This window comes from Cytobacillus spartinae (genome assembly GCF_042865285.1).
GTDB lineage: Bacteria > Bacillota > Bacilli > Bacillales > Cytobacillaceae > Robertmurraya_A > Robertmurraya_A spartinae.
This window is the reverse complement of the sequence record NZ_JBIACK010000004.1, coordinates 210492-219743: the sequence shown is the minus strand read 5'-3', so window position 1 is coordinate 219743 and position 9252 is coordinate 210492. Positions and strand designations below refer to the sequence as shown.

Here is a 9252-nt window from a genome sequence, read left to right as displayed (position 1 = left end):
CTCAAAGGAGCGGGAAGACCTCATTTCTTACGTTCTTCTTCATGACGGAAAACAAGCATTTTCTGAGGAACATGCCATGTATCAATACGCCCGTGTCTGTCAAGAATCTACGTTTCGTCGCTGGGCAAAAACCAGAATTCGATAAGGGGGTTTTTCCGTGAAATCACAGCGTTTAGATCTTTTGGTGAGTGTGCTCATGAAAAGTGAAGGTGTGTTTGAACAAATCACAGAAGAAAGAAAAATCAGAAACGAATTGGCTCAAACCTTGACCAACCATCACTACAAATATGCGATAGCTGGTGATGATGTGTTTACCAATCCATTAAAGGGAGTCGAAAATATGAACCTATCGAATCTTAATCAATGCCAATCCTACAAGGAAGAACATGACCATCTCATCGTTCAACTCACTTCTTTAGAGGAAAAGGTAAACAACAATACCTTTCAAGCAGAAGATTTGGCTTCCTTGATTCAAACCGTCAAAATCGTAATCTCCAAATCCTACGAAAAAGATATTCAGCAAGAAAAAGCCGATGAACTGCATGAGGACATCATGGATGAATTGGCTGGCGATCATGACTGGTAGGAGGGTTGAAGATGTCTGTAACGACTATTGAAGAATTCTAATATTAAACGAGAACGATGTACTTGAAGGAGGAAATTTCGATGCAACCATTACAAATCGGTCAAACCCTATATGGGAAACCCGTGGAAAATCGGGCGAGATGGGACAAAGAGATTGCGGAAGGCGTTGTGGAGAAAATCGGGCGTAAATACGTCACTGTTCGGTTTGGTTCTAACGTCAAGCAATATCATCGAGACACGCTAGATGAAAAGAGTGAATACGTTCCAGAATGGAAACTGTATTTCTCCAAGCAAGAGATTTTGGATGAAGAAGAACTCATGCGAAATCGCTGGAGCATTGAAACCGCCATTAAGAAGATGACAGTCGAGCAAAGTCGTCAAATCCTCGAAATCTTACAAATCAAACGAGATAACTAGGAGGTACTATGGAACGATACGTAAAAATCTTAACTGGAGACTATCAAGGAAAAATTGCGTTGGTCAAATCAAGACGCCCTGCTGTCTCCTATCCGGTAGAAGTTCAACTCCCAACTGGGGAAGGAAACGCCTACTATGAGGAGCAAGTCGAGTTCATCCAGATTCCTGTTGATACCATCCGCTTAAAAATCACGATTGATATGACCTACCTTCGAACCTTCTCTGAGTTGCTGCAAGGAAAAGGATTGCCTCATAAACGAGTCCAAATGGGAGCCTTTGACGGCGTAAAAGTGCTGGTCTCTCCGGAGCTGGACATTTCGTTTTTAGCCTCTCTTCCTTACGTGAAACATGTTTCAGAGTTTGCGAAAGTGGTACTAGATTAAAAGATAGCACTTGCTATCAATCTACTAGCACCCTCTAGCATTACAAGAAAGGGGTTTTCCTTTCTTGTTATTCCTCTTTTTACGCTCAACTCTCTTGAACGACTACCTACACTTCTAGTACAATAACCATACGATTGATTGACCCGTATCGAGATTCGGCAAGATCATCGGAGGATAAGTGAGTACCCGTACCGAACGGAACGGTCAAAAGTTATCCAACTTCTTACATACCGAACACCTTCCAATCCAATTCTGTACAACAGATTCGGATGAATGGAGGGTGTTTTTTTATGTTCACCGTTATTACCTTATGTTCTTTTATCATTCCTATATTCGTGGTATAATACATGTATCTACATTTTGTGTATACGAAGAAAAAGGCTTCTGAACTTGATTTCAGATTGAAAGGGGAAAAATCATGACCATTTCCGTACCCTCACTACCCGTTTCCACCCTCACAAGTGAAAGCAACATCAATCTTATTTCCCTATTCTAGGGAAATAAGACTCTTTGGTTTGAATCCACTCCACGACTCGATACGCACAAGTTCGTGAACCACTTGCGTACACTCCCTCCTCGTAAACGCATGGACGCCATCCAGCTCCTATTGTTTAAGGTGGGATACACCATGGGCACTCGACCAATGTGGCAATCTCATTGTCAATCCCTATTAAAGTCTCTTCATTTCTTGCAAAAAGAAGCATGGGATCAATCATCCGAATTCTCTATCTTCGGACTAGAGAAATCGGAATCAGAACAGGAGGAACAAGAATGAACTATCAATTGATTGTGTACACGGGAGAACATATCGGGAAATGCATTCAAACGATTGACGGGCGTTCGTCTTCCACCCCAAAACCGCTATCCGTCACGTTTGTAGATGGGAAAACCGGCTTTGTTGGCTATGACGAAGTTTCTGTGTATTTTCCAGACGCAACCGTTTGGGATGGCTGGAGAGCTCGTGAAGTGCTGATGGCTCGAGATATGGGAACCGGTTCTCATCACTGGAAGAAGCACCCGGCAAAAACCCACGCTTGCCGTGTATGTGGGCAGTACATTGAAAATCATGAGAAACATCATTTGGTCATCATCAATGGGACTCCTGCCAAAAAAGCAGATCGTTTTAACTTCCTCATCCACCATGAAGAATGGTTGGAAATCATGAAGGAGTCTTTTTCGTTTGAGGAAGCCGTGGACAAGGTGTTCTCAAAACGGCAACCCAAATGCCATAACCGTCTCCAGGATGATACCGAGCAAACAGAACTGGTGCGTAAAGCCCTCTCCGCTCTTGGGTTCATCATCGTCAAAGAAACTTCTGGTCGTTTGTACTTCCGCAACCGAGGCAATCGTACGGCTCGCCTTCTCTATGATAAGAAGATGAAGCAATTCGATTACACGGGTCGCGCCAATGGGCTCTTTGACCGACTCATCTTAAATACGGTCTATGACCGAATCAAAAACAAAATGAGTGAAATTCAAAATCAGGAACAAGGTGTCTAATAGCCTATTAAGGGGGAATTTCCATGCGATTTAAACATCAAATCTGGGATTTTTACATGAGTTGTAGAGACTCTCAGCACCTCATTGACTATCGGAAGGAAATAGGAAGACCCATCGAAGAAAACACCGTTTGGTTTGGTCCACATGAACTTGATATTCCATCCTTCACTCGTATCTACAACACCGTGACTTGGCTAACTCTATTCAATTACCCGTATATGAACCATGACTCCAGAGAAACTCCTACGAAACCTACCAATGAAGACATCCTTGAAGTGTTAAACATCATCCATGTACTCGGTACGAATCTTAAAGGCTACAGCAAGAGATTCCCGAAAGGTGAACATCGAACCAGTCTTTTTAGAATGGCAGACAAGAAAATCAAATGCGTGGCGTATTACCGAGATTTAGTGGAGAACGACTTCTATCGGGACAAAGAAATTTCTAAGGGGGAAATCCAATGACAACTGCAATCTCAAATTCTACTATTTCATTTACACTCATTACGGTGCTGGTTCCAAAAAGTGAACGCTTCACGTTCTTTGAGGACCATCACAAACAAGGAATTGCCGGTATGATGGATCTCAATTACAAACAGGAAGATGAATCTCGTTTTACGTTGCTGGTGAAAACCACCGATGACACAACCATTCCTTGGCTTGAACAACTTTCATACCTGACTTCCTTCTCTCCTGAACCGTTGGTGTTTCAGACGACTCGTGACGATCTGCTTCAAAACAAAGCAGGGATTCATGCGCTGCATGTCGCCAATTGTGCAAACAGACTTCACAGTTGGCAACTAAAAATGTTCAAGTATCTGGAGAATGCCCCGACAGACGAGAAATGGAAGTATCCATCAACCGATTGGAGCAGCATGTTGACGACAGCCTTAAAACTGAATTTTCCAGAATGGTACGAGGAAATGAATCGGAAATCATTCTCCCTTGCTCAAATCCAGTTCGCCGTAAGTCAATCGATTTACCCGTTTCGGTTAGAGGAGTCATCTGTCCGAAATTCCAAGGGGAATTCGGAATAATGACCCTCCTCTTCCTTCTTGCTCTTGCTGCTGGCTTAGGGTCTCTTCTCCTCGTTTTCATTTGGTTGTTTGAAAAAGCCATCGCTTTTAGAGGGTGGCTTGAAAGGGATCAAAAATCATTCGATAAGGAAGGTGTGTAAGCATGGAAAAAGCCATTGTATCGCTTCAGTCCTATGCCAAATTCTCTCACCACTTCATTACGTTTTACCCGGATGTGGTGAACAAGGAGTATCGTGAAAAAGAAATCAACGAATGCAAAGAGGCTGTGGCTTTCTTAAAGGGCGAAGACATCACCTTTTCTTCTGTTCCCGTGTTAGCGATGAAAATTCTTGACTTGTTTCTCCTTGACTACCAGCAAGACATTTCGAACCTTCTACAATTGGCTGAAAGTCAAGAAGAACCGGAGAAATCCAAAACCTACGAAAAAGTTACAGAACTCACCCTTCAGAATACGGATTTTGCCCGAGCAAAAGAACTCATTCGTCGCCACACAGGCAAAAAGAAACCCTATGCGGTTTACCTAAAAAAAGGAGAAAGCAAGGCCTTTCTAACTTTCTTAGAACCTCAGATGATTCAAGCAAAGCCCTACCAGGATTTCAAAGATGTGTGGGAAGTGGAACTAACTGAAACCCTACTAGACTATATGAGAATCTTCCCGCCTGTTGATGCAATCGTTCATCTCGATAAATAGGAGGCAAACCATGAAACCAGAAGACATTCTCTCTCTTACCCAAACTCTTACACCTCACGAATCACACCTCTTGGTCACGTTAACTGATGGTCGCTCCTATAAAGGATGCTATCAAAAGACGGAATTTGGCATTCTGATTCTGCAGCCGAAAGTCATTCGTAGCCAATACTTGTTTGCGTTTGAACAAATCAAAGCCATTACAGTTCTCTAGGAGGAAATCATGAACTATACCATTCCTTTTCACCTATCGTTTGTAGAAGGATACACGCGCTCCAGAAACAATACCATTAACAAAATGGATACGAGTGAAGTTCGAATCAAACTCAACTTCCAAGCGAATCGCCGGATGAGTCACTCCTATCTTCACCTACTGCTCAAGGAGACGAATCTATTAGAGGACATCAAGCACACCTTTAAAGAGATGCTATCAAACCTTCCAGAAGATGAATGGATCATTCCGATCAGCGAGATCAAAGACGACTCGGATTTGTTTAATCGATATGATAAACGCCCGGTTCACGGGGAGTGTCGTGTGTTTGCTGAAGGCAAAACGATCTATGCCCTTCTCTATGTAAAACAACCGCTTAACACCAAAGAAGACATCTTTGAACTCATTCAAGGATTAAGCCTGAAGAAAAAGAATATCAAGGTAGGAAGTTAGTCTGCACGATGAAGCAGGAATCTTAACCGATGAACAGGGGGAGTAATCATGATGACGATTCAACTACCATTAACACTATCGGATTTACACGTGAAAGAGTCTATCTCTTCTCATCCAGATGCAAAAGGAAACGACATCATCGATGGCATTACGTGGGAAGTAAGTGCGAAAACGAACCTCGATGTGAGAAAAGAAGTGTTGTGGCAATACGTCAAAAACACCGAGATGTTTGATCACTTTAAGAAGAAACTGATTGGCCATTGTTTAAAGAATCGAGATGCGTTGGATGGGCTCATTCCGCAGATTGCTAAAGGCGGTCGCAATCGGTTCCGTACGGTCGTGATGAGCTGGGCACCTGAATTTGAGGGAACGCACTACCTTCAGCACATTTCTTCTACAGAAAACCATATCACCTTTCGTGTAACCCTTTGTTACCCGAAAACCGATACGCAGCACTGGTTAAACAGTTTCAATTACTTAACGAACAAAAACGTAGAAATTCGATAACCAGGAAGCCCATGTGGCTTCTTGGATTATGCTCTAATTGGTTTTAGTCCGAAATTCTTACGAAATTCGGATTACTAGAACAAAATGGACACAAAAACAGGAACGGCACACACAATCGCTCCCACAAAAAACACTTTGGTGACACGCTCTGCAAAACGAATGAATTTCGCTTCTAGTGCAGGATCATGCTCCAATTCAACAGGTACTACTACTTCCTTCTTCGCCACTAATGTTCTCATCGTATACTCCCCCTAAATCATCGTGAAAAAAATATCGTTCTTGGGGTAAGCGTAGCGCTCCTTTCTCCCCTCTTTCAAGTTTATTTTATTCCGTTATTCATTGAAAATGTATCTCTTCTGTGCTACAATGGAGGTACTAGACCAATGAAAGGAGTGGGTCGAATGGCCAAAAACGCAACGGTTCGAGCACGTGTCACGGAATCATTAAAAGACCGGTTAACCAAAGCCATAGCCCTCGATGGAACGACCGAAAGTGAAGTATTGGTACAGGCGGTGAAGTCCTATACGGAAAACGTGGAAAACAAGTTTTCGTACCTAATCCGTACCGCCAACATCCTATTTCGTGGAGAACAAGTCGTCTTCATGGAAGCAAGAATTCGCCCCGAAAAACGAAGTCCGTTTCGCTTTTACTATGAACTGCAACATGAAGATCACCCAGATATTCCCGTTCGGATTGCTGAAAGTGTGACCAGTAATTTCTTCGGAACCATCATCAGCTCGGAACGCTTAGAAATCCTCGAAGACATTCTATCCTCTGAAGAAGCCGCTTTACTTGCAACGTGCTCCTAAATGGAGGTATTTCATGCCCTCACTTACTCTTTCCCCTCTTGAAATTCAACGTGTGACCTCTCATAACAAACAATCTCAAGCAAAAGGACTTGAAGGAAATTTACATGTTGCCGAATGGGAAGACATCCTCAACCATTTTGGGGGTCGATGCCCGTTTACCGGAACGTATGACATCTCCATGGACCATTTTGTCCCCGAATCCCTGTACCATGCCGGAACGTTTGTCGGCAACGTGTTCCCCCTTCATCCTTCTTTAAATGCCTCCAAACAAGACCAAAACCCTTACCTTTGGATTCAAAAACAATCCCTTGCCTATCAAGAGGTGTTTGAGCATGTGGTCACCTTTTTAGCCGATAGTCTAAACATGACCCTTGATGAATTTCGGGAGTGGGTATTTTGGTGTTTTGCACACCCTCGCACCCCAAAAGATGTGTCAAAGGACCACAAAAGAGGCTATGTCTCAAGTCTTTCCCTGTTCCATCATCATCAACGATTGGAACAAAAGAAAAGCCGGGTTCTGCTGCATTTTGCAAAAAACTCCGGCTTAGAAGAAGAAATCTTGTTTGTACAGTTTGCTGACTGGTGTTTGACAAATGGGGTTCCGATTGAACCCTCATCGTTTTCGTCCTACATCAGCCAGTTGTTTTCATCAAACGAAAGGAGGATCACCCCATGTTAGAAGGTTTAGAAGAATTGGTTGGAGAACAGGTGGTAGACGTTCTCGTTCGGATTGGTGAAATCGGACTTGCCCTCATTCCCATTCTTTTGTTTCTCTTTTTTGTTTACGGTGGAGCCAAACTTCACGTTCAGATGTTTGAAGACGAAGTCACCTCCCCTGGTTTCCTATTCGCTACTAGCCTGTTGTCACAATCCCTCTTGTATTTTGCCATCAAAAGCATCTTCTCCTTTGCAGAAGAGTGGATGTTTGTGGTTCGAGTACTATTTTTTCTGGTTCTCATGTTGGTGGCATTTGGACTATCGGTTGCCGCTCATTTCGGGTTTTTCATCTGGAAGCGAAAGAGGGAAGAAACTCAAGAACATCCCCCACTATAAATTTTTTCAGAGAAAAGGAGCCTTTAGAGGCTCCTCTTTTTTGCTCTTTGTGATCACCCTTCTGACCAACATGTTTCGGGTAAGAAGATGCTCCTTAAAAACATGGGTCACCTCTCGGGTAAAAAGAATGGGTCACAAGGAATCCCCCGGTGGAGGCGGAGGTGTTTCCTCCCATACAAAAAAGACCGGAACCACTGGATAGTGGTGCATGGTAAGAGCATGATGGGGAGAGTGATGATGGATTCCTTTCGGATGAGAAGAAGGAGAAGAAGGAAAAGAAGAGATCACGGAGGCTTTAGGGAACAATCCTTTCGCCTCGCTTCGAATGTGAAGCCACTTTAACCGGATGGCTTCATGCATGAAAATGCTCAACGCCCCGCCTACTACCACTCCTAAAAGAATGGGTAAAGACATGCACTCAAATAGAAAGGTTCCCGCTCCCGCTCCTCCTGCATAGAAGCACGGCAGCAACGGCCTTGGCTTGATTCTCCAAAGAAACCCTACCCACAACAGAGGGAGGATCGCGAGGATCCATTGTTCCAGCATCCGCTCCTGAAAAGAGGTGCTGGATTCCGGTACCATGACGACCACCCAATCGGGTAGCCACCCCGATGAAGATTGATGAATCCACCATCCTAAGAACGCTCCCAGCATGCCCCAACTAATGAGCAGCCAAGAGGATTTTCGTTTCCCTACTGCGATTCCATACCAACTCCACCATGCAAACAACGGGATGGAGAGATGGAGATGATGGGATACGCCTAAACGAAACAAGGAAACATCAAACCCTATCCATCCCCACAAGCCAAGCCAACCCAGCATCCATATGCGCCAAAACATGTCACTTCACGCTCCTTTTCTAACATCCATTTGATAAAATTTGGTTTTAGTCGAATAATGGAAGTAATTGTTAGCCACATATCGGTATATTTTTAGAACAACGTGATATAATAAGGGTAGGGAGAGGAAATGTTGATAAAAAAAGAGGAAGATTCAATAATTCCGTCGAAGAATCCCATAAGAAATGAGGAAGACCCTCATTCCGGTAACACAAATCCATGGTTCCGTATCAACCCTCTTATGTCATCGGTCGTTTCTTCTAAGGAACGATGTTCGTTCCACACTTCTACGTCACAATGAGCTCGATACGAAAGAGACAATTCTTTTTCCGCTGCTTGTTTGATTCGTCGCTGTCTTTCTTCTCGTGCTGTACCTCTTTCTTCTAGCCGTTTTTCGATGGTGGCTGGAGATACCCCAACAAACAACCCTAGCACACGGTCTTTTCCAAGATAGTCACGCAAAAATTCTAGCCCGACTACATCCAAGATGACAGCATAGTCCTCTTTATCCTCTTTCACGACATCCAGTACTCGTTTTAAGATGCCATATTTCACGCCCGCATACACGGTCCGTTCTGGCATTTCACCTTGCTCCACCAGATCATCAAACTCTTCAAGGGTATGAAAGTGATAGTCAATTCCTTGCTGCTCTCCTGGTCGCATGGTTCGAGTCGTGGACGTGACAATTGACTTTAATCCAAGCCGTGTCAAAATGGAAGATTTCCCACTCGTTGAGGGTCCTGTTAATACGACAACTTTGCCCATGGTTGT

Annotated in this window: 18 protein-coding genes; 15 read left to right on the top strand and 3 right to left on the bottom strand. The window is 43.6% G+C overall.

Annotated features, from left to right (window positions below):
• Positions 1 to 157 precede the first annotated feature (157 nt).
• The 12 genes from ACFYKX_RS11460 to ACFYKX_RS11405 all read left to right on the top strand — a co-directional run bounded on the left by ACFYKX_RS11460 (position 158) and on the right by ACFYKX_RS11405 (position 5780).
• The gene (locus ACFYKX_RS11460) at positions 158 to 586 is read left to right on the top strand and encodes a hypothetical protein (protein ID WP_389361131.1); all 429 of its coding nucleotides are present in this window, start codon (positions 158 to 160) and stop codon (positions 584 to 586) included.
• Positions 587 to 666: 80 nt separating this feature from the next.
• The gene (locus ACFYKX_RS11455) at positions 667 to 1002 is read left to right on the top strand and encodes a beta barrel domain-containing protein (protein WP_389361129.1); all 336 of its coding nucleotides are present in this window, start codon (positions 667 to 669) and stop codon (positions 1000 to 1002) included.
• Between the two features lie 8 nt (positions 1003 to 1010).
• Positions 1011 to 1385, top strand: coding sequence for a hypothetical protein (locus ACFYKX_RS11450; RefSeq protein ID WP_389361127.1), 375 nt, complete (start codon positions 1011 to 1013; stop codon positions 1383 to 1385).
• Positions 1386 to 2013: 628 nt separating this feature from the next.
• On the top strand, positions 2014 to 2160 hold the full coding sequence (locus ACFYKX_RS11445) for a hypothetical protein (RefSeq protein WP_389361125.1): 147 nt from the start codon (positions 2014 to 2016) through the stop codon (positions 2158 to 2160).
• Positions 2157 to 2885 carry a hypothetical protein gene (locus ACFYKX_RS11440; RefSeq protein WP_389361123.1) on the top strand — a complete coding sequence of 243 codons (729 nt, stop codon included), beginning with the start codon at positions 2157 to 2159 and terminating at the stop codon, positions 2883 to 2885. Before ACFYKX_RS11445 ends, ACFYKX_RS11440 begins: the two co-directional genes overlap by 4 nt.
• A gap of 23 nt (positions 2886 to 2908) precedes the next feature.
• Positions 2909 to 3349: a hypothetical protein gene (locus tag ACFYKX_RS11435; RefSeq protein WP_389361121.1), complete on the top strand. Its 441-nt coding sequence runs from the start codon at positions 2909 to 2911 to the stop codon at positions 3347 to 3349.
• The gene (locus ACFYKX_RS11430; protein WP_389361120.1) at positions 3346 to 3921 is read left to right on the top strand and encodes a hypothetical protein; all 576 of its coding nucleotides are present in this window, start codon (positions 3346 to 3348) and stop codon (positions 3919 to 3921) included. Before ACFYKX_RS11435 ends, ACFYKX_RS11430 begins: the two co-directional genes overlap by 4 nt.
• Positions 3921 to 4061 carry a hypothetical protein gene (locus ACFYKX_RS11425; protein ID WP_389361119.1) on the top strand — a complete coding sequence of 47 codons (141 nt, stop codon included), beginning with the start codon at positions 3921 to 3923 and terminating at the stop codon, positions 4059 to 4061. Before ACFYKX_RS11430 ends, ACFYKX_RS11425 begins: the two co-directional genes overlap by 1 nt.
• 2 nt (positions 4062 to 4063) lie before the next feature.
• Positions 4064 to 4612 (top strand): hypothetical protein, encoded by a 549-nt coding sequence (locus ACFYKX_RS11420; RefSeq protein ID WP_389361117.1) that lies wholly within the window; start codon positions 4064 to 4066, stop codon positions 4610 to 4612.
• Between the two features lie 10 nt (positions 4613 to 4622).
• Positions 4623 to 4823, top strand: coding sequence for a hypothetical protein (locus ACFYKX_RS11415; RefSeq protein WP_389361115.1), 201 nt, complete (start codon positions 4623 to 4625; stop codon positions 4821 to 4823).
• Positions 4824 to 4832: 9 nt separating this feature from the next.
• Positions 4833 to 5273, top strand: a complete 441-nt coding sequence (locus ACFYKX_RS11410) for a hypothetical protein (protein ID WP_389361113.1) — start codon at positions 4833 to 4835, stop codon at positions 5271 to 5273.
• Between the two features lie 48 nt (positions 5274 to 5321).
• Positions 5322 to 5780, top strand: coding sequence for a hypothetical protein (locus ACFYKX_RS11405; RefSeq protein WP_389361111.1), 459 nt, complete (start codon positions 5322 to 5324; stop codon positions 5778 to 5780).
• Between the two features lie 74 nt (positions 5781 to 5854).
• Here the strand turns inward: ACFYKX_RS11405 and ACFYKX_RS11400 are convergent, their stop codons facing one another.
• Positions 5855 to 6019 carry a hypothetical protein gene (locus tag ACFYKX_RS11400; RefSeq protein ID WP_389361110.1) on the bottom strand — a complete coding sequence of 55 codons (165 nt, stop codon included), beginning with the start codon at positions 6017 to 6019 and terminating at the stop codon, positions 5855 to 5857.
• A gap of 162 nt (positions 6020 to 6181) precedes the next feature.
• Between ACFYKX_RS11400 and ACFYKX_RS11395 the strand changes: the two genes are divergently transcribed.
• From ACFYKX_RS11395 to ACFYKX_RS11385, 3 genes are read left to right on the top strand one after another with little or no spacing between them, the layout of a single operon-like run.
• The gene (locus ACFYKX_RS11395; protein WP_389361198.1) at positions 6182 to 6589 is read left to right on the top strand and encodes an LPD28 domain-containing protein; all 408 of its coding nucleotides are present in this window, start codon (positions 6182 to 6184) and stop codon (positions 6587 to 6589) included.
• Between the two features lie 13 nt (positions 6590 to 6602).
• Positions 6603 to 7268: a hypothetical protein gene (locus ACFYKX_RS11390; RefSeq protein ID WP_389361108.1), complete on the top strand. Its 666-nt coding sequence runs from the start codon at positions 6603 to 6605 to the stop codon at positions 7266 to 7268.
• Positions 7262 to 7642, top strand: coding sequence for a hypothetical protein (locus ACFYKX_RS11385; RefSeq protein ID WP_389361106.1), 381 nt, complete (start codon positions 7262 to 7264; stop codon positions 7640 to 7642). Before ACFYKX_RS11390 ends, ACFYKX_RS11385 begins: the two co-directional genes overlap by 7 nt.
• Positions 7643 to 7774: 132 nt before the next feature.
• Here ACFYKX_RS11385 and ACFYKX_RS11380 read toward each other — a convergent pair whose 3' ends face one another.
• Positions 7775 to 8482, bottom strand: a complete 708-nt coding sequence (locus ACFYKX_RS11380; protein WP_389361104.1) for a hypothetical protein — start codon at positions 8480 to 8482, stop codon at positions 7775 to 7777.
• A 197-nt stretch (positions 8483 to 8679) separates the two neighbouring features.
• Positions 8680 to 9246, bottom strand: coding sequence for a guanylate kinase (locus ACFYKX_RS11375; RefSeq protein WP_389361102.1), 567 nt, complete (start codon positions 9244 to 9246; stop codon positions 8680 to 8682).
• Positions 9247 to 9252 lie beyond the last annotated feature (6 nt).

Bases quoted from the DNA above. Each gene is read 5' to 3' on its own strand.
- ACFYKX_RS11455 (WP_389361129.1), top strand. From the start codon at position 667: ATGCAACCATTACAAATCGGTCAAACCCTATATGGGAAACCCGTGGAA.
- ACFYKX_RS11450 (WP_389361127.1), top strand. From the start codon at position 1,011: ATGGAACGATACGTAAAAATCTTAACTGGAGACTATCAAGGAAAAATT.
- ACFYKX_RS11445 (WP_389361125.1), top strand. From the start codon at position 2,014: ATGGGCACTCGACCAATGTGGCAATCTCATTGTCAATCCCTATTAAAG.
- ACFYKX_RS11440 (WP_389361123.1), top strand. From the start codon at position 2,157: ATGAACTATCAATTGATTGTGTACACGGGAGAACATATCGGGAAATGC.
- ACFYKX_RS11435 (WP_389361121.1), top strand. From the start codon at position 2,909: ATGCGATTTAAACATCAAATCTGGGATTTTTACATGAGTTGTAGAGAC.
- ACFYKX_RS11430 (WP_389361120.1), top strand. From the start codon at position 3,346: ATGACAACTGCAATCTCAAATTCTACTATTTCATTTACACTCATTACG.
- ACFYKX_RS11425 (WP_389361119.1), top strand. From the start codon at position 3,921: ATGACCCTCCTCTTCCTTCTTGCTCTTGCTGCTGGCTTAGGGTCTCTT.
- ACFYKX_RS11420 (WP_389361117.1), top strand. From the start codon at position 4,064: ATGGAAAAAGCCATTGTATCGCTTCAGTCCTATGCCAAATTCTCTCAC.
- ACFYKX_RS11415 (WP_389361115.1), top strand. From the start codon at position 4,623: ATGAAACCAGAAGACATTCTCTCTCTTACCCAAACTCTTACACCTCAC.
- ACFYKX_RS11410 (WP_389361113.1), top strand. From the start codon at position 4,833: ATGAACTATACCATTCCTTTTCACCTATCGTTTGTAGAAGGATACACG.
- ACFYKX_RS11405 (WP_389361111.1), top strand. From the start codon at position 5,322: ATGATGACGATTCAACTACCATTAACACTATCGGATTTACACGTGAAA.
- ACFYKX_RS11400 (WP_389361110.1), bottom strand. From the start codon at position 6,019: ATGAGAACATTAGTGGCGAAGAAGGAAGTAGTAGTACCTGTTGAATTG.
- ACFYKX_RS11395 (WP_389361198.1), top strand. From the start codon at position 6,182: ATGGCCAAAAACGCAACGGTTCGAGCACGTGTCACGGAATCATTAAAA.
- ACFYKX_RS11390 (WP_389361108.1), top strand. From the start codon at position 6,603: ATGCCCTCACTTACTCTTTCCCCTCTTGAAATTCAACGTGTGACCTCT.
- ACFYKX_RS11385 (WP_389361106.1), top strand. From the start codon at position 7,262: ATGTTAGAAGGTTTAGAAGAATTGGTTGGAGAACAGGTGGTAGACGTT.
- ACFYKX_RS11380 (WP_389361104.1), bottom strand. From the start codon at position 8,482: ATGTTTTGGCGCATATGGATGCTGGGTTGGCTTGGCTTGTGGGGATGG.
- ACFYKX_RS11375 (WP_389361102.1), bottom strand. From the start codon at position 9,246: ATGGGCAAAGTTGTCGTATTAACAGGACCCTCAACGAGTGGGAAATCT.